Raw genomic sequence first — 21845 nt, forward strand, 5'->3', positions numbered from 1 at the left:
GCTTTATTATAAAATTGATCGCTTACAATATGACTCGTCAATACAAGGGATGAGTTTCATTGAGCTCTAGTAAATCCCATAAGTTTCCGTATAAATCTTTGAAAACTGCTACAGTTCCATACGATTCTTCACTGGGTTCCCTTGCGAAATCTATACCTATAGAGACCATTTCATTGTAATCTCTCCAAAAATCATCTGTCCTTAGAAATAAAAAAACGCGCCCGCCAGATTGGTTTCCAATGAATTGCTCTTGTTCAGGTTTTGAAGCTTTTGCTAATAGAATCGCGGAACCAGATCCTGAGGGAGATACTACTACCCAGCGCTTATCTTGCTTCGGCTGATACGTATCCTCCACTAGGTTGAATTTGAGCTTTTTTGTATAAAATTCTATCGCCTCATCATAGTCTTTAACTACCAAAGCGGTATGCAATATTGACTGTGTCATTACTTTACACTCCATTCATCTACACTTTTGGATTTCCTTGCTCCACCTTCGTTTGTTAGCATTGCATGCGCTTGTATGACAAAAGGAATTTTCCTATTAACAATTCTTACTCTTTCAGCTAACCCTACATGTGGGAGTAAACACACTGCTGTATAAAGCACATCTAGACACGTACTTTCAGGAGCTCGTCAGAATGTTACAGAAAATTCTCACGCCTATTAGCAGAGCTCATCAAACGCGTTGCCTTATTTTATCAGCGTGCTACTCGATGTAATGGAAACCATACACAGTGTTGTCCCTCATTGAACTCCTCGATATAAAACAATATTTTAGAACTAAAAACTACCTTATCTATGCCGCAATTGTGGGAGCACATTTCATATGAATCAGGGAAGTGTGCACCCACATATAAGACAGTTCAATAGACATTTTGAGAATCTAGGTTATTCGACGAATTCGAGATTGATGTCCCCGTTATTTGCCCCAACATCTAATGTTTTATCTCCACCTTTTTTGGTTTCGGGGAGATTATTGTCACCTTTGGAGACCTCACTAATAATTTCAAACATATCATACGAACCTTTCACAGTTCCGGTAATATCTCCATCTTTTGTCCTTAGCTTTAATGTATTGCCGACTGATACATTCGAAACTTTAGCGCCGCCTTTGTTAGTTGTGGCTTCAATGCTGCCTTCAGTAATCACTTCGTTCAAAATAATATCATCATTTTTGGTTTTCATTGTTATATTTTTGTTAGCTGTTATATTCGAAGCTTCAATTTTCCCTTCATTTGTTTTGGCTTCGACTAATCCATTTATTTTCAAATCAGATAAAATGATATCCTCATTCGATGTTTCGATGGTAATTGCGCTAGAAATGCCATTAGGAACAGCGATTTTTACTAGGTGATGTTCTTTGTCTGTTTTTAACCCTACATAATCTTTCCAGTCTTTATCTGTTACTAACTGCATCACTAAATCACCGTTATCTTGAAGATCCACATTATAAGATTCTTTATCACTTTCAAAATAAGTGATATGAATTTCATCATCCTTGGACGCTTCTAACTCGACACTTCGCCCTTTTGTGGATAATGAGATTTGTTGTACTTTTGAAGCCTCTGCAGAATAAGTTTTTTTCTCATAAGACACTTCTGAATCAGATGAACACGCTGCAAGGATAACGATTAAAGTACATGCAAAGATACTTCCTATAACTTTTTTGAAAGAGATATTCATTGTTTAGTCCTTCTTTCTTATGAATTTTATTTTAATATACCTTATTACCAATGTGGTTAATCCCCATAATTTTTTTGAACCCTTTTTAATAGGGGCGTATAACACGATACCAATTCCGATAGAAAACAAACTGACGATAAATATAAGTATATTTATCGGTATGTTATTTCTGAAATCTACAATCGAGGCAACTATTCCTGCTAAACCAACTAGCACAAAAGAAATATTAATTAAATACAGAGCACTAATAACTAACCATACAGAAAGATAAATCAATATAACGATCCCAATTAATAAAATGATTAGGGGAGAACACAAAACTAATAAAAAAATATCTGAACTGGACAACGGCCTGTTAGGTAGAATGAATTTCGAGATAGGTGTAGCATCGAGCACTATTTCCTGAGCGATTTCATCAATATCTCCAAGACCAGATACAGCGACTTCCTCACACATGCCGTCTTCCATTCGGTCTGCAATTATTTCTGAATAATATGCGAGGGATTTGTTGATTTCGTGTTGTGGCAAGGTATTAAGTCTAATGGAAAGTTCTGACATGAACTTCGACTTATTCATCTTTCCCACCCCCTTTAACAAATTTATATATTGCTAAAACAGATTCCCAGTCATTTAAAAATTCTTGAATCTTTTCTTGACCCACCTGTTCTATTTTGAAGTATTTCCGTAACCGACTTTTATGTTCAACCGTGTAAGCGGACACACAATTCTGTTTCTCCAAGCGCTTTAAGATTGGATACAGTGTTGATTCAGTAATCTCAACATGCTCTGATAGGTCTCGAACAATTTTGTATCCATACGAATCTTCTTTTGACAAAATGGTCAATACACATACTTCAAGCAAACCTCGTTTTAATTGTGTGTCCATAGCACCCCTCCTGAAACTAAAAAAATTATTGAGACCTTTTATCCCCACGCATTGAAAAGTATTGGTTTTCACAACTTCAAAGATACTTGTTAACACAATATACTATGCAACACGTAGTATGTCGAGAAAAAAGGTTTTTTTAACTAAAAAATAACAATTCCGGTTATTCATCACTACTTTTATACAGTTACCATGTGTTTTCTTTTATCTTAATAATCAATTCATCCTAGACATCGCTTTAAACAATAAATATCAAAATAAAAATCACTTCTCAGAAATTCACAGAAGTGATTTTTATTAATTGGAATCGCACTCACAATTTCTAGAAGTTAGAACTTATAAGCAGTTGTATTTTGCAAAATGAAAGTACTTAGATTTGCAATTAGACTAGGCTTCTCGACTTTAAATGGAGAGGCGCTATATCAAGTTGAAACATTATGGACTTCTCGTTTCAATCAGCAAGTAATTTCAGGACGAGTTTCATTATTTCCTCATACCAATAGTTGCTGTGTAGATATTTTTTAATATTCATTTGGATAGGTAACATAAGGGTTCCTTAAAAAACTCTTAGAAAATTAAAAGAACTTTTTGCATATGCTTCTTTATCAAGATTGGATGTGTCATGTAGAATTGTTTAATAAGGGATGGTTTCAGGTCATGAACATTCAGGGAGGAGGAACGCGATGATTTATATCAATCCAGATGTGGATTTGCATACTAAGGAATTTGTACAGGTCATTATTGAATTCATAACGAGCCCTGCCCATGTCGCCGTCTTAACAAATTCCTTTTTGTCATTGGAACAAGCGTCAGAACAAGTCGAACAATGCCATAGACACTTTCAAAAGGAACTTGAAATTTTCTTGGGGAAAAAGCATTATCCATATACGATCATGCACTATTATAAAAAAGGTATAAACGGTGTCGCTTTAGAAATTCAAGGAATCGCTATCCAGCAACTGTTGCCTTCCCGGGTGATAAAATCAATCTATCCGAATCGTGAAATGAGGATTCCTGAGAACCCGCTAATGTGACAACTCATTCATAATAACAATCAGCCCATCTACGTAAAAATTACGTGCAGATGGGTTTTTCGCGTTTGAAAATAAATAATTTGAATTGAATATTCGAATTATTTAAATTACCCCAATTTACAAGTCGAAAATTATTGGTACGCTTAAAGTAGAATCCTCGAATTATTTACTAGAAAAGGGAGTGGTTGAAAAAAGTTTTTGGTGGATAAAACGCACAAAAAATCTGAGGTCAGAAAGGAAGAAGATGATGAGCAAACGAAAGACGAAACGTTTTATGACAGTGGCTATGTCCACATTTCTAGTTACAGCTTCATTAATAGGGCCACATGCACTTGCGATCCAAGCAAAACAGAATTCAAATGATGCAAGGGAAATTTTGGACAAACTAACTAAAGAACAGCGTGCTGCGATTCAAGAACTTGAAAAAGAAGTCGGATTTACAGTTCACCCATCCATTAATCAAAAAAGTAAAGCACCAGTAGAGCTCATTATAGAATTTAAACAAGATCCCGCAAAGGTAGCAGTGGCTAAAAGTCAGCTCCAAGAAAAACGGAGCGTGATCTCTTTAAAGGATGCAAAAAACAAAGTGGAGGCGTCTCACAACGAATTTAAGAATGCGATTAACAGTTTGGAAGTTCAACCTTATAACAAATTAGGCTCCCATTCTGTTGGAGGAAACAGCGTCGAAATCACGAGAGAATATCGTGATGCGTTCAATGGAGTAGCTGTTACGATGCCTGGAACAGCAATAAAGGAAGTGCTGAATACGGGTTTAGTGAAAAGAGTATGGAAAAACGAAGAATTGAAGGTAGATCTGCCGAAAATTACAGAAGAAACAATTGAACCCAAAATGATTGATAGCATCCCTCAGATTGGTGTAGACCGACTGCACGCGGATGGGATCACTGGTGAAGGTATCAAAGTCGGTGTTATCGATACAGGAATCGATTACAATCACCCAGACTTAGCGAATGCCTACAATGGCTATCAGTCTTCAGAGGGAAAAGATCCAGCTACAATTGCCCCGGATAGTGTAAAAGGTTGGGATTTTGTAGAAGATGATGCAGATCCAATGGAAACAACTTATAAAGACTGGTTAAAATCTGGACAACCTGAATTTGACCCTTATCAAAATAGTTATTATACATCTCATGGCACACACGTTTCTGGGACAGTTGCTGGACAACAAGAAAATGACGTAGACTATGCCGTTAAAGGTGTCGCACCGGGTGTCGAGTTATATGGATATCGTGTTTTAGGGCCATACGGAACGGGAGACATGATTGGGGTAATGGGTGGAATCGACAAATCAGTCCGTGATGGGATGGATGTCATCAACCTCTCTCTAGGGACCTCAGTGAATGACCCTTTATCCCCTGTGTCGATTGCGGTAAATAATGCAATGCTTTCGGGTGTTGTTAGTGTCGTAGCAGCAGGAAACGCGGGACCTAATGCACAAACAGTGGGAGCACCTGGAACTGCAGCACTCCCAATCTCTGTTGGTGCGAGTGATGTATCACAAACTTCGCCGACGTATTCAGCTACTACTGAAGAATCATCGTTTAGTGACGTGAGGTTATTGGCAAAAGACTTTTCCGATAAGATTGAAGAATTTCAAGGTCAATCGTACCCGCTAGTTTATGTAGGTTTTGGTGGGGAGGGTGAATTTGAAGGAAAAGACGTAACGGGGAAAATTGCATTGATTCAAAGAGGACAGCGTTCGTTTGATGAAAAGCTAATGAATGCAAAGAATGCAGGTGCTAAAGCGGTAATCGTTTTCAACGATTCAGAAGGTCAGATTCCTTATTACGTTGGCGAAAACACGTCATTCCTACCTTCTTTCCGTGTATCTAATGCAGATGGTTTGAAATTGGTAGAATCCGCTGAGAAGAATAGCAGTTTTACATTTGGAGAACTGAGCAACATCAAATCTGAAGGAGATTATCTGGCTGCATTCAGCTCCAGAGGACCCGTCGCAAGTAGTTATGATATTAAGCCGGATCTTGTTGCGCCAGGGGTATCTATTTTCTCTACATACCCAGCGTATGTAAACGATCCCATTGATAATAGCTATGAGAGTGCTTATGCACGAATTCAAGGTACTTCAATGGCGGCGCCACACGTGGCGGGAGCTGCAGCACTTATCTTGCAACATCATCCTGATTACACGCCATTCGAAGTCAAGACGGCATTGATGAACAGCTCAGTAGACATGAAAGAGGATTATTCGGTCTACGAAGTGGGAGCGGGACGTATTAATGTGTACGATGCCGTGTATGCGGATACAGCTGTAACTGTGCTTGATCAAATCAGCATGGTAGACGATGAAGAACCAATTACACTGGAACACGAAACAGGTTCTCTTCGATTCGGTAGTTACTATATTACTGAAGGGGAAGCCATTAAGAATGCTAAAAAAATAGAACTAGCGAACCTTGCGAATACGGAGAAGTCTTATTCGATTGAAGTGGACTTCTTACAAGCAAACGATAAACGACCAGATGCCGCTGCCAATGGCGTCGTGCTTAACGTGCCAGAGAAGGTGACGGTAGCTGGCGGTAAAGTGGTGGAATTTGAAGCTGAAATTAGTGCTTCTGAAAAAGCAGCATTCGGAACGTATGAAGGGTATCTTCGAATTTCGGATGGAGACGGTGCAACACATCAAATTCCATTTGCACTTCGTATCTCCAGTAAAGGATTCGCTTCCATGGACTTCGATCGTCCAGCCGTTCCAAACGTGTGGAAGTATCATCCGTTTTTGCTTCCATTCATGGGGTTGAAATTGAACTTAAAAAGCCCAATGGAAACGGTTGACTTGGTTATCAAAGACTCTAAAACAAACGAGCCACTAGGAATAGTGGGTACGTTTAACGATTTGAAGCCCGACGTGGATTATGTTGCATCTAAAGGTTTCATGGGCAACATTCTACCCTTCACGGGAGATCCCAAGAACCCGATTGGCGCTGATTGGGTCCGCTTACCAGAAGGAGATTATCTCTACGAACTATTGGGGACGGATAAAGATGGTGCCGAATACTCAATGGAAAAAGTTGTAGTGGTAGACAACACGCCTCCTGAAATGACGACCCTAGATCACAAACCAGGGATTATTGAGGTCGATGAAACAATGTATACAAACGAATTTGGTTTCAATGCGTTTTGGGTGCATACGAATATTTATGATTCAACGATTGACTTGTTAAATGGAAAAGGATTGAAATACGACCAATCTGGAAATATCGTCACTGTTTATCAAAATAAGTCGTTTCCAAATGGACTTGGGGTAGCACCAGATGGCTCAATGAGTTTCGGAGTATTACCGGAGGAAATTGAAGCTGGCCCCGTGGAAATTGACTTAGTACCTGTAGATTTAGCATCCAATGCAGATACAAGAAGTTTTACGAGATATACGGTCGTCAAAAAAGGGACACCATATGCGTTGCAAACATACGACAAAGAGAAGTTGTATCTCAATGATCAATTTACGATGACCCTGAATTTATCACAAGTTGAAAATTTACTCTCAGGGACATTTGGTGTGGAGTATGATCATGAAATCTTTAAGTTTGAAAGTATGTCGTTAAATGATGAATTTAAGAAGTTTGCAGATGAAAATGGAATTGAAGTACAGTTGGATGAACCTAAAATCGATGAAGGAGAGTGGTTTAACATGCTTCACGTTGGCGCCACACTTCAATCTGAAGCGGAATTCAAAGGGTTTACTGGAGACAGCCCATTCATTGACGTGACGTATACAATGATTAGTGATGCGTATTATGAAGGTGCAGGCGCATTAGGTGTTGACGCCTTCAAATATAAGAAACATGATGAGACAGAACTACAAGATTTACCTGTATTTCTTAAGGATCCATTTGAAGTTGTACCCAAGCATTCAATTCTTTCAGGATTCATCACACCAGAAGCATTTACCCATGATGGATTTTTAGACATACAAGATTATGACAAAATGGGTGCAAAAGTATATGCGAAATCTAAAAGTGGTAAAGTCTATCATACAAAAGTAGATGAATACGGGGAATACTTCTTCTACAATATGCCCGTTTCGGAAAAAGAGTATACTGTCTATTTTGAAGTACCTGGACATTTAAACAAGCAACGGACAATCCGACCGGGTGTTGAGTACAATGGTGAGTTCGTTGGGGAAGAATTTTGGGTAGATGCTGTAGATGCCCCTGCCGGAGATGTGAACAATGATAGTGTTATCGATATCCACGATGTCATGCGTGTTGTTGCACAATACGGTAAAAACCATCCGAGTACAGACATTAATAAGGATGGAATTGTAGATGAAACTGATATTCGTTACATCGAAAAGAATTTCTTGAAAGTCGGAGACGACGCTAAAAACAAAAAGCCACTTGAAAAACTCGGTTCAAAAAGCTTGAACGATTTCTTAAAAGCATTAGGACTTGAACCGAGGGAATGAAAAATAAAAGCGACATCCAAATGGCCAAAGCCTTTTGGATGTCGCTTTTTTCTTATTTCATCGGTAAGTCGAACGTGACAGACTGCTCTTTGAATAATTTTTTAGCGTTGCTGTCCGTTAGCGGACCGAATTGCAATTTGAGTTCTTTTAATAGGCCGAATTCGTCCTTACGGAAAAGGAAGACAGTTAAAATTTCTTCCGATTCACCTGGTTGCATATCTCCATAGAGCGTAGGCTCCAACATTCCTTGTGATAACATGGTGCCTCGGTTCTGATCTAACAACAACCGACTTTCCATCATAGATTTTGAAATCGCTACGCTGCTGTCATTCTTCACTTGGAACTTGGCCGTTACCGCAACAAGCGGGCCGTCACCAAAATTGCGGAAGCGCTCAGCGTGTGCAGCTGTTGGCTTGACGTCAGCATATTGGACACCTTCTAGGGTGATTGCAACGCCATCAATCTTTTGAGTTTCGTTAACATCTTCCTTTGCGAAAAACAGTTCTTTATCCGCAATCGTGTCTGTTACCATTTTATCGGCATAGAGTGCAGAGCTCTTCGTTGCTTTCTCAGCCCCATCAGCGTTGAATGGGACTTTAAAAATGGCGTCTTTGCCGATTCGCTTATTAAAGTCATCTTCTAACAATGGAATGTCAATGGTGTATGTCGGAGCAGTCAAACGCTGGTACTGATCCTTAGTCATCGTGTAAGATTGCATGCCGGTATATTTGCCAGGAGCGAACTGACGGCCGGCTTTGTCTTTATCGCCTTTTAGCCAATCAGCTCGATCGACAAGACCAATCCGCATGTATAAGTTTTCCGTGCCATCGTCGGAAAGCATCATTGTACTTGCGTTGAAAAACACATCCTCATCTAAATTGTTTTCAAAGGCAAGTTTGTATGTGATGACATACCCTTCGTCTTGGTCTTCAAAATTGTGTTTCGCCGACTCATTCATATTTGTCACATGGGCAATCTGGTATTCCTCTATGGAGATTGTGACTTTGTCCGAATAGGCATGTATTAGCCCTGGTTCGGTATTTGTGTAAACAATTTCTATGTCTCCACCTGTCTCTTCTTCCATATAGGGATTCATGTTTTCTGAGGACTCGCTTTCCGCACTCCCTGTATCTTCTGCAGTTTCTGTAGCGTCTTCTTCTATTTCAGTTTTTGGTTCGCTCGCATTTGTCTCAATTTTTTTCTCGGTTTCTTCACTTTTTGGTGGCTTAGCAGCTGCTGCTTCCTCTTCCTTATCTTGCGTTTTCCCACAAGCACTAAGTACAAGTATCGCTACCAATGTGCTGCTGATTACTAATTTTTTCATATTCATTTCGTTGCTCTCCTTTGTCAACATAGTTATCTAAATAATTGTACCAGTTCGATTAATAGAATAACGAACTATTTAGAAAATGAATCTTAAGTGATTCCTTTAACGGAATGATATGTGGAAAGTCCTGGGTGAAACAGGAAGAAAAAAAGAACTATAACAACTGTTCGTTCAGAAGGGGTAGATGGAATTTAAAAAGTCATACTTAACAGGCAGAAGCCCATGAATGGACCTCTGCCTTTTCTCACACTTAAATGTAGAAAAGAACTTCCACACAAATTTTTTGTTTAATGCGATCTGGTGGTTTAGGCTTGTTGCCAACGATGAGCGTGGTGATCTGGACACTTACCGAACTTACTGTTGCATACATGTTTCGTGACTTGCTTTCTCCCCAATAAGGTCTAAAATAGAAAAGTACTTTATTGGAGGAGAAACACTATATGAAAACTTTTGTGCAACTTATTTTTCAACGATATTGGAATCCTTATGTCGTATTGCTGATTGCAGGGATTCTTAGCGCATTATACTTTGGCCTGACTTCTACAGTTTGGGCGGTCACAGGTGAATTCACTCGTCTGGGGGGAGATCTCCTGAAGCTGTTTGGGGTGGATATTTCCGGCTGGGAATATTATGACATGGTACACCTGAAAGGAACGACTTGGAGCCGTCCGGATGGCTGGATTGTCTGGGGAATGTTTATCGGTGCCTTGATGATGGTGTTATTGAGTAATAATTTCAAGATTCGTCTTCCGCAACAGAAACGCAGATATATTCAAGGACTTGTCGGTGGCGTCATTGCGGGATTCGGAGCACGTTTGGCACTTGGCTGTAATTTGGCCGCATTTTTCACAGGAGTTCCACAGTTCTCATTCCATTCATGGATTTTCATTGTCGCAACTGGAGTTGGTACGTTCTTTGGAGCAAAGTTGACGAAGATGCGCTGGTGGAAAGGTAAGCCGACGTTAACGAGAGGCGCTGCAAAACCAACTAAGGTGAAAAAACATGTCATCCAGCCTTATGTGGGAGTCGCGATCGCAATTGTCTATCTTGGTTTGATGATCTACTTCTTTGCAACTGGACAAAAACTGCTTGGGTTAGGTGCTCTTTTCGGACTCGCATTCGGAATTCTCATTGAACGCGGTCAAATCTGCTTTACTTCTGCTTTTCGTGATCTGTTCCTTGTAGGACGCAGTGTCATGGCAAAAGCAATTATTGTCGGAATGGCTATCAGTTCCGTACTAACAGTTATTATTATTTCTGTATATGATTTGACACCAATTACTCAAATCGCAGCACTTAGCACATTTGTCGGTGGCGTATTGTTCGGTCTCGGTATTGTTATGGCTTCTGGCTGTGAAACCGGAATGATGTACCGACTCATGGAAGGACAAGTTTTGTTCTTGCCTGTATTTGCGGGTAACATTATCGGCGCTACGTTCCTTGCCTACGCATGGGATCATCTAGGCGTCTATGATGTACTCGTCAAAAGTGGAACAAAAATAAATATTTTGGACTCTTTTGGTCCAGTCGGTGCCATTCTTGCAACGCTCGCAATGTTAGGGGTACTATATGCATTAACGATTTATCGAGAAAAAAGCTATCATCGCCAGTTGGCAATGAAGAGAGGAGTGAACCAACATGCAAGCTAACAAAGAAGCTGATTTCACACTCGATCTACGCGGTGAATCTTGCCCCTATCCTGTCATTTACACACTTGATGCACTAGAAGGCATGAACAAAGGTGAGCTTTTACAAGTCATCACAGATTGCCCAGGCTCTTTCCGCAATGTGCCGGAAGAAGCAATCGCGCATGGGTATACCTTTGCACAAGATCCGATTAAAAATGGTCAAGAATTTCTTTTTTATATTTATGCTTGATGTGAAAGAGTAATCTGTTTAGATAAAATGTCATAAGTAACAGTATTGATCATATTAAGAAAAGCTGTCATCTAAAGCCCTTATTGGACTTTGGATGACAGCTTTTTTGATGGGTAAAAACAGGTTGCTCTACTTAATTGTCCTCTCTAGCTTTTTGTGTATCCCTCACATTTTTCTGAACAGTGATAGCTGCAAAGATACTCAAAACAAAAGCCATTCCGTAGAAGCCTTTTTCGCTCAAAATGATACTACCCGCATTGTACAGTCCAATTGCCATGAGCGAAATCGCTACAATGAGGGCGAACCAACTGAGCCCGTAGTAAATGTTGGTGACAGGAATCTCCTCGTCTCTATCTCGCACTGCTTTTTGTAGGGAAACTGCTGCGTAAAGACCAAATATTAAAATAGCAAAGTAGTACCCTTTTTCGTTGAGCTCCATAGCGGCATTAAACAATCCAACGAGATACGCACTAATACCGATGACGAGCGCTACCCAAGAAGCGCCTTTAAATGCTGGAGTTGGTTCCCCGTCTTTTCTTTCGATTTTTCGTTTAGGTTCATCTCTACGTTCTCTATCAAAGAATTCTTTAGAATCGTTTGTCATAGAAAGTCTCTCCTCCTCTTTTCAACATCATATCCAAACGTGTATCTATCGGCAACTCTTTTTGAAAGATTCCGTTAGTTTGGTGAATGGTGGGATCTTCTGAATGATGCTGTTAATTTGAGTAAAGATATAGTAGGAACATAATTTTACCAAGAAATGAAAAAGTGAACCTCGCAAAACCCGTTTGAATAAGTAGGGAAGTGAGGTTCACCTTTTTCTATGTGTAAATTATTTCTGGTCTACGAATACGGCACGCACCTTAGGAACGTCTTGCTCGTCTGTATACGTATAGCTTCCATATACCGTTACAGTGGTGCCTTTAGGGATCTCCGTACGTTCACCTAAGCGGATGTCATCTACCCATAGGACATCCTCATTAGAATCGGTAACATCTTTCTTCAATCCGAATCGACCATCTTCAACAGAAAACACAGTCCCTTTAAAAGTGACTTTCGTGTTAGCAGGAACGTCTCCCTTAGTGATGTCTTCATACTCGACTTCAGTAGAATCAGCTTTCAAACCTTCTTCTAATCCAACTTGATCTTCTGCTGAATTAGAGTCCGCTTGTTCCTGTGATTCCGAAGCAGTTGGTTTTTTATCTGAATCTGAAGTGCTATCAGATTTGTCCCCATTTGTGCATGCAGCGAGCATTAAACCTGCTGCTAGTAAAATGAATGCTTTTTTCATTTTCATCGCCTCCCCTTGTTTATGATAATCAATTCTGTGAAAAAAGAAAACTGAAGAATAGTGTTGGGGCTAAAAAAACCTGTGAAGAATATATCTTCACAGGGAGTGGATTACTATGATTCCATCGCTAGTCTTTAATCTGCCAGAATAACTTTGCATTCTTCGGCAACTTCCCGAATACGAAGCTGGCAAAAGGTACAAAACGATGGAAAAACCAGATGATGAGATAACAGAGAATGACTGTAATCGTATACTGCAAAACGATTGTTATATGGAATGATAAGGGTGTGCCACGTGTTGGCAAGTACTTCATCACTTGGAACAAAACGAGTGGATGCATCAGGTAGAAGCCAAACGAATAGTACGCAATACTGCGCATTCGGTGAACGGATTTTTGACTCGACCAACGCACCAAATACTCCGCGAAATAGAAGAAGAACAAGCTACCGATCACTTTAAACAAAATCCCAATCATTTTGTAATAGTCATCATCAATTGGCAATCTGTCAAAATACGTATTGCGATATCGGATGAACACGTAGGTTAATCCGAAGAGAAGACCACTGATCCCGGCAATCACCATCTTCTTTTTCGTCATTTTTTCAATAATTGTCTCGTAATGGACTCCTATCCAGGCACCTAGCATATACGAACCAATAAAGCTGAACATAAGAGGCACTGTTACGTAGTGAGTATGAATGGAAAACTGGAAATAAGCGTATTCTGCGAGAATCCCAAAGAGCCATAAGTACTTCCGGAAAAAAGCGAATTTGCGGACCAGCATCATTAGTAAGGGGAATACTAAATAGAACTGCACAACAATGAATATGAAATAAAGCTGGTATTTACTTTCCCCAAACAAAAGTCTGTGGAGGATGTCCGACATAACTAGTGGACGATCCTGGTAATGCCACATTTCCACTTCGTAAATGAGAGACCAAACAATATAGGGAATGAGAATATACGTCACACGTTTTTTCCAATAGGAGAAAAGCACATCCTTAGTAAAAGGACGATCGCGATACATATAGAAAAACACAATTCCCATAATCATGACGAACATTCCGCCCTCAACACGAACAATATTATTCAGAAAAAAATAAAATGTGTTCTGAATTGAAGGGGCAGGAAATAGGTGCCGGTATTGAGCTGTAGTATGTACAAGCACAACAAATAGCATTGCAAAAAATCGCACATAGTAGATGGAAGCGATTTCTTTTTTCATCGAAAATCATTCCTTTACCGGCTTATAGTATGGACCAACTGTCAGTATACCGTAAAAATAGATCGGATTGCAAAAAAATCCAAGTTACAGAAAGTACAGTTGCATTAGGAGTTCCTCTTATTGGTACACGTTCGCCGTAGTAATAAATAAACTAAATGCATGCTCAATAAAAATAGGGAAGTAATCAACCAGTCTAATGTCTTGTGTGTCAGATAGTTAAGAAGCATAGCTGGGAAATAAATGATGATTAAAAGAACAAGATGTAAATACTTTCTTGGATGTGACTATCATTTCCATATGTTCCGATTACCTAAATGGAAATTTCTATAGTCCCTAATGTTACGTGATTCTTTGCTCAAAAGAAAGGTGATTCATCATTTTGTGATGAAAGTAGCAGGAACAGAAAACCCCTCAGAAGAATTAAGTTTACAGTCTTTATTTATATAAATATAGGAAAAATTAACCAAAAAAATTTAATTCCCTCAATATAGTTGCACTCTGATATATTGTATTGTAATCTACAAACACGAACTATAACTACTGATTTAAATAAAATCGTTCGTATAAAAGATGACGGGAGTTATTTAATTATGAGGGATCTTATGAAGTTGAAAGTTTTTACTGCAATGCTTATTTGTGCACTAGTTCTGGCGGGTTGCTCAACCGCAACAGGGGAGACAAACGTTTCTAAAGAGGACGAACAGAACGAAGTACAGCCAATCGCAATCCAAGGTGCGATGGATGTTGAGATTTCCGCCCTTCTCGAAGAAATGAAAGACTACAAAGAAGAGCAACATGGAAACTACACATTCTACATAGGTAAGATTGCCGGTACGCCCGTCGTAGTCTCAAGAACAGAAGTCGGTATGGTGCATGCCGCGGCATCGACAACCGTATTAATCGAGAAATATAATCCAAAGGCAATTATTAACCAGGGAACAGCAGGTGGACATGATCCAGACCTTCATGTATTTGATACGGTAATTGGGACAGAAGTGATGAATATTGGGAATATGCGTACGGAACATTTAGATGAAGGGCAAGGTATGAAACCTGATGAATGGCTTTTCATGTCGACTGATATGAGAGAAGATGGAGAAGAGGTCGAATACGAAACCTTTGAAAGCGATCCTGAGCTTGTAAAGATTGCGTTAAGTGTAGCGGATCAATACAAATATGGTGAAGTTGTGGAAGGGAAAGTCGGTAGCGCAGATTTCTGGAACAGAGAAATAGATCGGATTCAATGGTTCCATGAAAATGCAGGTACGAGTGTTGAAGAAATGGAAGCCGCTTCCGTCGCCCAAGTTGCTAAAGGGTTCAATGTGCCGTATTTATCGGTACGCACCGTTTCGAATTCGGAAGTCTCTAATGATAATATTGAAGACTTGGAGACGGCTGGACAATATGGAGCAGAATATGCAGTTGAAATTGTAAAGGCAATGAGCAAGTGAGTTGTTTGTTGAAAAAAAGGACCCGTAATGGGTCCTTTTTTACGTCAATTATGGATTCGTAGACCAGAGCCCCGCAGATTTTAATAACACGCGTGGGTGTAGTTTTAACTGTGCGACCATGACATCTGCTAAATCTTCGGGTTGCATTACTTTTTCCGGGTTACCATCTGTTAATTTTTCGTCAATTGCCAAGTCTGTTGCCACAGTGCTTGGCGTGAGCGCACTCACACGGATATTGTGCTTACGAACTTCGAGCATAAGTGACTCAGTAAGGCCAAGTACTGCGAACTTAGATGCGCTATATGCGCTTGTAACTGGAGCTCCTTTTTGACCGGCAGTGGATGAGATATTAATGATGTCTCCGGACTGTCTTTCGATCATTTCAGGCAAAACGGCTCTCGTCGTATAGTAAACGCCCATTAAATTGACATCAATGATATTTTTAAATACTTCAGGAGACAAATCCATGAATTTGCCAAATTTCCCGATACCAGCATTATTCACAAGGATATCAATCGGTCCAAGTTCAGTTTTAATATGTTGAACGGCAGCTGTTATGGATTCCTGATCGGATACATCCGCTGAAGCCATCGCAACATTCACGCCGTATTGACGTAACTCTTCGGCTACGTTTTCCAAGTTAGCTACGGTTTTTCCGATTAGTCCTACGTGGATACCTTCTTTTGCAAATGCTATTGCGGTAGCGCGTCCGATTCCTCGACCTGCACCAGTGATTATGGCGTTTTTACCTGTAATGGGTTGCATGAATTTGCTCCTTTTCAACTGGATTTCTAACTTATTGAAGTATAGCAAATGAGAGGGTTCCATACTAAGAATCCAGCTTGATGGGAGTACCATAATTGGCTAGCCGTCCCTAAAAGTAGGAAAGTGCATTCCATTAATCCCTTAATGAGGTTGAATTGTTTCCCGATATCGAGAAACTTCGCTAAGTGTCCGAGAAATTTTGATGTGTGAAGGATAAATGCCTAGAACTGTAAGAGAAAACACTCGGGATGTCGGACATTCTCTTCGATGTGACGGAGAACGCATAAAATCCCTGTTTTACGCAAAAAAGGCTGCCGCGGCAGCCCTTTCGTCAATTCAACAATCCAGCATTCACAAGAAACTCACGTGCCACAACCTCAGCTTTTTCTCCACCTGAATTTACACGGAAATTCATATCACGCATTTCATCGTCTGTCACTTTTCCAGCAAGCTTATTCAATACTTCTTCTAGCTCAGGATATTTCTCGAGTGTCTTTTTCAACAAGAGAGGCGCCCCTTGATAAGGTGGGAACAGTTCCTGATCATCTTCGAGCACTGTCATTTCATACTCTTTCAATTCACTGTCTGTAGAGTATGCATCCATTAAGTTGATGTCGCCTGTTTCAATTGCTTGGTACCGTAATTTAGGTTCCATCGTTTTCACTGAAGGAAAGTCTACACCATATAATATTTGAATGCCTTTGTACCCGTCTTCACGGTCGTTAAATTCAAGAGTGAATCCGGCTTTTACGTTGGCTTCTACTGCAGCTAAGTCTGAAATAGTCTTTACACCAGTCTGTTCTTCAAATTGCTTGGAAATCGCTAGTGTATACGTATTGTTATAAGACATTGGCGGCAACAGCGTCATATCGAACTGATCAGCAAGACCATCTCGAGCCTGTTTGTATACCTCCTTACGATCATTGCTTACAGCTTCTTCTTTTAGAAACTCGGAAAGTGCAGTCCCTGTGAATTCGGGATACATGTCGATACTTCCTGATTTAAGAGCGTTGAATACGAACGATGTTTTGCCGAGACCGGGTTTCAGTTCGACAGTCAGGTCAGTTTCGTCTTCAATGAGGAGTTTGTACATGTTAATGAGGATTTCCGGTTCAGCACCGAGTTTGGCACCGATTACTAACTGCTTATTCGAGCGCCCTGACAAAAATGGGAACACGATAACGAGCAAGCTAATTATGAAAAATACTATGAGAGCGGTAGCAGCCCGTTTGAATGAAAGACTTTCAAACTTCTTAAGCAACAAGTCGAATGCAAGCGCTAGAAGTGCTGCAGGAATAGCTCCCAGTACAATAAGAGAAGGGTTGTTGCGGTCAATCCCAAGAAGGATTAAATCTCCTAGACCACCCGCTCCGATGAGTGCAGCAAGCGTAGCTGTTCCGACAATTAGCACCATCGAAGTACGGATACCCGCCATAATGACAGGCATTGCAAGAGGAAGTTCAACCTTAGCCATTCGTTTCCACGTCGTCATCCCCATTGCAGTGGCAGCCTCTATTAATGAAGGATCTACTTCTTTGATACCAGTATACGTGTTTCGTAAAATCGGCAACAATGCGTATGCGACAAGCGCGATAATGGCAGGTACTTTCCCGATGCCGAGTAGCGGGATGAGTAATCCAAGCAAAGCGAGGGATGGAATAGTCTGCAACACCGCACTTGCACCAATGACACTTTCCGCAATCCGTCGCTTGTTCGTTAGATAAATACCAAGTGGTATGGCTATTAATACAGCAAAAACAAGCGCAATCAAAGAAATTTGGATATGTTCTAATAGCGCACCCGCCAATTCACCCTTACGATCTTGAAAAACGTCAAAGAAATGACTCATGCCGTCTCCGTCCTTTCTTTCTCATGTGTTGCTAAAAAGGAGAGTAACGCTTCGCGTGACAGCATGCCGACAATGTCGCCCTTGTCTTCAACAGCAACTATTTCAGCCTTCAATAGTGCGTCCAATACGGTACTCCATCCAGCATCAATTGCTACAGTTGGTGCGTCAAGATGTATAGGTTCAGACGCAGGTTCCATATGGTCCCTGATGACAAATGGTTGAGTGCCACCACTTCCGATGAATTCTTGTACAAAAGTTGTGGCAGGAGCAGCAGTAATCTCATCAGGCGTCCCGAGCTGTTCTATTTTCCCGTCTTTCATAATGCAGATACGGTCACCTAGTTTCATCGCCTCCTGAATGTCGTGCGTAACAAATACGATGGTCTTTTTTATCGTTCTCTGTAAATGCAACAAGTCATCTTGTAGCTTCAATCTACTGATGGGGTCGAGTGCACTGAATGGTTCATCCATCAATACAATATCGGGATCTGCCGCAAGCGCCCGAACCACTCCGATTCTCTGTTGTTGTCCACCAGATAATTCACTAGGTTTACGCCCTCTATATGTATCAGGATCTAACTCGACCATATTCAACAATTCAGTCACCCGAGTGTAGGTACGGTCTTTTTTCCACTGTTTGAGTTCAGGCACAATCGATATATTCTCTTCTATGGTCATATGTGGAAACAATGCGATCTGCTGTAAGACATATCCGATTTGCCAGCGTAGTTCGTGAATCGTATAATCACTAATTTTTTTATCATGAATACATATCGTTCCGTCTGACAAGGGGATAAGACGGTTAATCATTTTTAGTGTCGTAGTCTTCCCACATCCACTCGGTCCGATTAATACAAAAAACTCCCCTTCTGCAATCTCGAAGTTTACATCTTCCACGACGTTTGTTTTTCCATCGTATGATTTAGAGACGCCTTTAAATTTTATCATCCACACCGCTCCTTGTTTTTTCGCAAGCTCTCTTATCCTCGATTTGCTAGAAAGAGATCTATATACCTATATCCTTAATTGTTAAAAAAAAACCTCCGTCGTACATATATTTGTACGACTGGAGGAATGAATGTATTCTATTATTTTTTTCTTTCTATTGGATAAAGATTCGTAAAGTAATCATTGGTTACTTCACGAACTTTTCCACTTAAGAACAATACAGCGATAACGTTCGGTACGACGACAATCGCGAGTAGCAAATCAAGGAATTTCCATACGAATTGTAATCCTCCAAGTGCCCCAATAATAATAGCGACGATATAAACCAAACGCATTACTTTTGAAAAACCAGTCCCAAATAAGAATTCTGCTTGCTTTTCTCCATAGTAGACGATGACAACGACGGTTGTAATGACGAACAAGAAGAGGACGACGGAAATAATGATGCCACCAATGGTTGCACCGAAAACTGTGCTGTACGCTTCTGTTACCATGGAAGACGCGTTATTGGCGTCAATGACTTTCCAAACTCCTGTGGTCAACACCACCATTGCTGTCATTGTACAAACGATAAGCGTATCTACAATGACTTCAAATACTCCCCAAAACCCTTGCTTTGCTGGATGATTATTCACCGCAGCAGCGTGGGCAATCGGTGCCGTTCCAATACCTGCTTCGTTCGAGTAAAGTCCGCGTGCCAATCCCCAGCGAATAGCTGCGGCAACACCAGCACCTGCAAATCCACCTGCTGCAGATAACGGTTGAAATGCATATGTAAAAATAAGGCCGAATGCTGCGGGCACCTCTGTAATATTAAACGCAATTACAATGAGTGCGCTGACAATATATAAGACGACCATGGAAGGTATTAGCCTCTCTGTCACACGTCCAATTGCTTTTATTCCTCCAAAGGAAACAAGCGCTACTAAAAGTGCAACAATAATTCCGGTAATGTACGGAGGTAATCCGAACGAACTTTCGACTGTGGTCGCGATCGAATTGGACTGAACCATCGTACTGGCAATAATTTCGATCATCAGTGCAAATGCAAAGAGGTAAGCGACCTTTTTCCAGCCAAGACCTTTTTTAATATAATACATCGGTCCGCCGACATAATCCCCAACTTCGTTCTTTTCCCGATACTTAATGCCAAGGACGACTTCTGAATATTTTGTGCCGATTCCAATAAGTGCAACGAGCCACATCCAAAAGATTGCACCTGGACCACCTAAGGCAATGGCAACAGGCACCCCGACAATATTGGCGGCACCCATCGTGGATGCAAGTGCTGAAGTTGTCGCCTGGAAAGGCGTCAACGTGCCGTCTCCAGAGCCTTTCGACATAATTTTTCCGAAGGTCTGACGAAGAATATGTGGCATGTACTTGAATTGAAAAAATCCAAGTCGTATTGTGAGAAATAGTCCTCCGCCAATCAGCAAAATAATAATTGGTGCGCCCCATAAGAAATCTGAAACAACTTCTACCCATTTTGTAAACGTATTCAAATGTGCCATCCCCTTTTGAGTGCTTGAAACCGTGCGTAGAAGTTTCAGATTATACATGCTGAACAAATAGTGAATTCCGAATTGCCAATCGGTTTAAATACTATACTAGTGAAACAATAAAAGAGTTGTCAATCATTTTTATATAACAGAATATACTGTCTATTATTATTGTAATAGTAAATAATTACTATTCATAAAGAGAATAACCATGTTTCTTTAATACATGGTGTGAATACAAAATATCCTGCGTATCGTTCCCGTAATGATAAATCGCAACGACAGAAAAACGCATCAATGGAAGTATAGTTCGTAGAATGAATTATGTAGAACTTGAAGAAAATGATAAGGATTTGTCAGCAATGGCTCCTTACTTATAGGGGATACCCGTGTATGCTCTTTACGTCGCGTGAAAGTTTATAATTCACTAAGGGAATTCCCTATTTCAATCCAATTTACTTTAACTCCATAGCTTAATAGAATACCGTTTGATACAATAGTCACAAACAAAGGAGGAAGTAAAAATGAGAAAAACCTCTACTTTAGTATTAGCTGTATTAGTGGCTATTTTTGCACTTACCATCGTCCTTATGTCTTTCCAATTAAAAACGAACAAAGCTGCTGAAAATGAAGGTGTTGCAGATGTAACTGAAACTGAATCTAATAATACTGCGGGTGGTGAAATCCAACATAATCCACCTTCAATGGATGACGTTCCAGACGATGAGCTTGGTGATGCAATCAAGCGCGGATACGATCTTGTAAACGACACTTCAACTGTATTACGAAGTGAAGCTCCCACTGCAGAAGACGGTGAGAAACTGGTGAACGAACTATCATGTACTAGTTGTCATGCAGGTGCTGGTTTGGACAGCGAAGTTTCTTCATTAGTAGGAATGTCAGCGGTGTATCCGATGTATATCGGACGCTCTGGTAAAATTGTATCACTGGAGGATCGTATCAATGGTTGTATGGTTCGAAGCATGAATGGTACAAAGTTTGAAAGCAATGATCCAGATCTAAAAGCTATGGTTGCATATATGACTTATATTTCTGAAGGAATTCCAGTAGGTGCAGAGTTGCCATGGCGTCACCAGAATAGTGTAGATGACATGCCGATTCCAAGTGTTGCCGATGGGGAAAAGGTGTATCAGCAATCATGTGCGACATGCCATGCAGGGGACGGTAGTGGAACAGGTTCAAACACAGGTCCTGCGTTATGGGGAGGTGGCTCCTTTAATGACGGTGCTGGTATTGCTCGCCTAACTAAAATGGCAGGTTACGTGAACAACAATATGCCAGTTGGAAACCCGGGAAGTCTTTCTGAACAAGAAGTTGCTGACGTTTCAGCATTCATCCTCTCACAAGACCGTCCAGAGTTCGCTAACCACAAAGGAGATTGGCCAAATGGCGGACGACCAAGCGACTCGATGACAAAAGAACGTCGCGATGAAATCAAGGCCGGCACAATCGACTGGGAAGCAGTTATTGGTAAGAAGCAATAAGTGAAAACCCCCAACTACTCATTTTATGTAGTGGTTGGGGGTTTTTGGGTGCACT

The 21845-nt window shown here is 40.5% G+C and carries 18 protein-coding genes; 6 read left to right on the forward strand and 12 right to left on the reverse strand.

Annotated elements, in window-relative coordinates:
• Window positions 1-37 precede the first annotated feature (37 nt).
• The 4 genes from M3197_RS00065 to M3197_RS00080 all read right to left on the reverse strand — a co-directional run bounded on the left by M3197_RS00065 (window position 38) and on the right by M3197_RS00080 (window position 2569).
• Window positions 38-445: a VOC family protein gene (locus M3197_RS00065; protein ID WP_251657985.1), complete on the reverse strand. Its 408-nt coding sequence runs from the start codon at window positions 443-445 to the stop codon at window positions 38-40.
• A gap of 443 nt (window positions 446-888) precedes the next feature.
• Entirely contained in the window at window positions 889-1683 is a 795-nt protein-coding gene (locus M3197_RS00070; RefSeq protein ID WP_251657987.1) for a DUF4097 family beta strand repeat-containing protein, read from the reverse strand.
• 3 nt (window positions 1684-1686) lie between these two features.
• Window positions 1687-2259: a DUF1700 domain-containing protein gene (locus M3197_RS00075; RefSeq protein WP_251657989.1), complete on the reverse strand. Its 573-nt coding sequence runs from the start codon at window positions 2257-2259 to the stop codon at window positions 1687-1689.
• Complete coding sequence (locus tag M3197_RS00080) at window positions 2252-2569, reverse strand: PadR family transcriptional regulator (RefSeq protein ID WP_251657992.1); 318 nt, start codon at window positions 2567-2569, stop codon at window positions 2252-2254. The genes M3197_RS00075 and M3197_RS00080 overlap by 8 nt, the downstream gene beginning before the upstream one ends.
• A gap of 683 nt (window positions 2570-3252) precedes the next feature.
• On the opposite strand from M3197_RS00080, the gene M3197_RS00085 reads away from it, so the two are divergent.
• Window positions 3253-3603 (forward strand): protease inhibitor I9 family protein, encoded by a 351-nt coding sequence (locus tag M3197_RS00085; RefSeq protein ID WP_251657994.1) that lies wholly within the window; start codon window positions 3253-3255, stop codon window positions 3601-3603.
• A gap of 247 nt (window positions 3604-3850) precedes the next feature.
• Window positions 3851-8050 (forward strand): S8 family serine peptidase, encoded by a 4200-nt coding sequence (locus tag M3197_RS00090; RefSeq protein ID WP_251657996.1) that lies wholly within the window; start codon window positions 3851-3853, stop codon window positions 8048-8050.
• Between the two features lie 52 nt (window positions 8051-8102).
• Here M3197_RS00090 and M3197_RS00095 read toward each other — a convergent pair whose 3' ends face one another.
• Window positions 8103-9380, reverse strand: a complete 1278-nt coding sequence (locus tag M3197_RS00095; protein WP_251657998.1) for a DUF5068 domain-containing protein — start codon at window positions 9378-9380, stop codon at window positions 8103-8105.
• A gap of 437 nt (window positions 9381-9817) precedes the next feature.
• Between M3197_RS00095 and yedE the strand changes: the two genes are divergently transcribed.
• Complete coding sequence (gene yedE / locus M3197_RS00100; protein ID WP_251657999.1) at window positions 9818-11026, forward strand: selenium metabolism membrane protein YedE/FdhT; 1209 nt, start codon at window positions 9818-9820, stop codon at window positions 11024-11026.
• Window positions 11016-11255 carry a sulfurtransferase-like selenium metabolism protein YedF gene (gene yedF, locus M3197_RS00105; protein ID WP_251658000.1) on the forward strand — a complete coding sequence of 80 codons (240 nt, stop codon included), beginning with the start codon at window positions 11016-11018 and terminating at the stop codon, window positions 11253-11255. Before yedE ends, yedF begins: the two co-directional genes overlap by 11 nt.
• A gap of 133 nt (window positions 11256-11388) precedes the next feature.
• Here the strand turns inward: yedF and yiaA are convergent, their stop codons facing one another.
• The 3 genes from yiaA to M3197_RS00120 all read right to left on the reverse strand — a co-directional run bounded on the left by yiaA (window position 11389) and on the right by M3197_RS00120 (window position 13771).
• Window positions 11389-11859, reverse strand: coding sequence for an inner membrane protein YiaA (gene yiaA / locus M3197_RS00110; protein ID WP_251658001.1), 471 nt, complete (start codon window positions 11857-11859; stop codon window positions 11389-11391).
• A gap of 228 nt (window positions 11860-12087) precedes the next feature.
• Window positions 12088-12546, reverse strand: a complete 459-nt coding sequence (locus M3197_RS00115) for a hypothetical protein (RefSeq protein ID WP_251658002.1) — start codon at window positions 12544-12546, stop codon at window positions 12088-12090.
• Between the two features lie 127 nt (window positions 12547-12673).
• Window positions 12674-13771 (reverse strand): acyltransferase, encoded by a 1098-nt coding sequence (locus M3197_RS00120; protein ID WP_251658003.1) that lies wholly within the window; start codon window positions 13769-13771, stop codon window positions 12674-12676.
• Window positions 13772-14373: 602 nt separating this feature from the next.
• Here M3197_RS00120 and M3197_RS00125 point away from each other — a divergent pair.
• Complete coding sequence (locus M3197_RS00125) at window positions 14374-15222, forward strand: 5'-methylthioadenosine/S-adenosylhomocysteine nucleosidase (RefSeq protein WP_251658004.1); 849 nt, start codon at window positions 14374-14376, stop codon at window positions 15220-15222.
• Window positions 15223-15270: 48 nt separating this feature from the next.
• On the opposite strand, the gene M3197_RS00130 is transcribed toward M3197_RS00125, so the two are convergent.
• The 4 genes from M3197_RS00130 to M3197_RS00145 form a co-directional block, all read right to left on the reverse strand.
• Window positions 15271-15987 carry a 3-ketoacyl-ACP reductase gene (locus M3197_RS00130; protein WP_251658005.1) on the reverse strand — a complete coding sequence of 239 codons (717 nt, stop codon included), beginning with the start codon at window positions 15985-15987 and terminating at the stop codon, window positions 15271-15273.
• Window positions 15988-16318: 331 nt separating this feature from the next.
• Window positions 16319-17836, reverse strand: a complete 1518-nt coding sequence (gene opuFB, locus M3197_RS00135; protein WP_251658006.1) for an osmoprotectant update ABC transporter permease/substrate-binding subunit OpuFB — start codon at window positions 17834-17836, stop codon at window positions 16319-16321.
• Window positions 17833-18783 carry an ABC transporter ATP-binding protein gene (locus M3197_RS00140; protein ID WP_251658007.1) on the reverse strand — a complete coding sequence of 317 codons (951 nt, stop codon included), beginning with the start codon at window positions 18781-18783 and terminating at the stop codon, window positions 17833-17835. Before M3197_RS00140 ends, opuFB begins: the two co-directional genes overlap by 4 nt.
• A 140-nt stretch (window positions 18784-18923) precedes the next feature.
• Window positions 18924-20288 carry an alanine/glycine:cation symporter family protein gene (locus M3197_RS00145; protein WP_251658008.1) on the reverse strand — a complete coding sequence of 455 codons (1365 nt, stop codon included), beginning with the start codon at window positions 20286-20288 and terminating at the stop codon, window positions 18924-18926.
• A gap of 521 nt (window positions 20289-20809) precedes the next feature.
• Here M3197_RS00145 and M3197_RS00150 point away from each other — a divergent pair.
• Entirely contained in the window at window positions 20810-21790 is a 981-nt protein-coding gene (locus M3197_RS00150) for a c-type cytochrome (protein WP_251658009.1), read from the forward strand.
• The last annotated feature ends 55 nt before the right edge of the window (window positions 21791-21845 follow it).

The sequence above is a fragment of the Sporosarcina aquimarina genome (assembly GCF_023715615.1).
Taxonomy (GTDB): Bacteria; Bacillota; Bacilli; order Bacillales_A; family Planococcaceae; genus Sporosarcina; species Sporosarcina aquimarina_A.

Bases quoted from the DNA above. Each gene is read 5' to 3' on its own strand.
- M3197_RS00150 (WP_251658009.1), top strand. From the start codon at position 20,810: ATGAGAAAAACCTCTACTTTAGTATTAGCTGTATTAGTGGCTATTTTT.
- M3197_RS00140 (WP_251658007.1), bottom strand. From the start codon at position 18,783: ATGATAAAATTTAAAGGCGTCTCTAAATCATACGATGGAAAAACAAAC.
- M3197_RS00095 (WP_251657998.1), bottom strand. From the start codon at position 9,380: ATGAATATGAAAAAATTAGTAATCAGCAGCACATTGGTAGCGATACTT.
- M3197_RS00125 (WP_251658004.1), top strand. From the start codon at position 14,374: ATGAAGTTGAAAGTTTTTACTGCAATGCTTATTTGTGCACTAGTTCTG.
- yedF (WP_251658000.1), top strand. From the start codon at position 11,016: ATGCAAGCTAACAAAGAAGCTGATTTCACACTCGATCTACGCGGTGAA.
- M3197_RS00085 (WP_251657994.1), top strand. From the start codon at position 3,253: ATGATTTATATCAATCCAGATGTGGATTTGCATACTAAGGAATTTGTA.
- M3197_RS00090 (WP_251657996.1), top strand. From the start codon at position 3,851: ATGAGCAAACGAAAGACGAAACGTTTTATGACAGTGGCTATGTCCACA.
- M3197_RS00120 (WP_251658003.1), bottom strand. From the start codon at position 13,771: ATGAAAAAAGAAATCGCTTCCATCTACTATGTGCGATTTTTTGCAATG.
- M3197_RS00080 (WP_251657992.1), bottom strand. From the start codon at position 2,569: ATGGACACACAATTAAAACGAGGTTTGCTTGAAGTATGTGTATTGACC.
- M3197_RS00065 (WP_251657985.1), bottom strand. From the start codon at position 445: ATGACACAGTCAATATTGCATACCGCTTTGGTAGTTAAAGACTATGAT.
- opuFB (WP_251658006.1), bottom strand. From the start codon at position 17,836: ATGAGTCATTTCTTTGACGTTTTTCAAGATCGTAAGGGTGAATTGGCG.
- yiaA (WP_251658001.1), bottom strand. From the start codon at position 11,859: ATGACAAACGATTCTAAAGAATTCTTTGATAGAGAACGTAGAGATGAA.
- yedE (WP_251657999.1), top strand. From the start codon at position 9,818: ATGAAAACTTTTGTGCAACTTATTTTTCAACGATATTGGAATCCTTAT.
- M3197_RS00075 (WP_251657989.1), bottom strand. From the start codon at position 2,259: ATGAATAAGTCGAAGTTCATGTCAGAACTTTCCATTAGACTTAATACC.
- M3197_RS00115 (WP_251658002.1), bottom strand. From the start codon at position 12,546: ATGAAAAAAGCATTCATTTTACTAGCAGCAGGTTTAATGCTCGCTGCA.
- M3197_RS00130 (WP_251658005.1), bottom strand. From the start codon at position 15,987: ATGCAACCCATTACAGGTAAAAACGCCATAATCACTGGTGCAGGTCGA.
- M3197_RS00070 (WP_251657987.1), bottom strand. From the start codon at position 1,683: ATGAATATCTCTTTCAAAAAAGTTATAGGAAGTATCTTTGCATGTACT.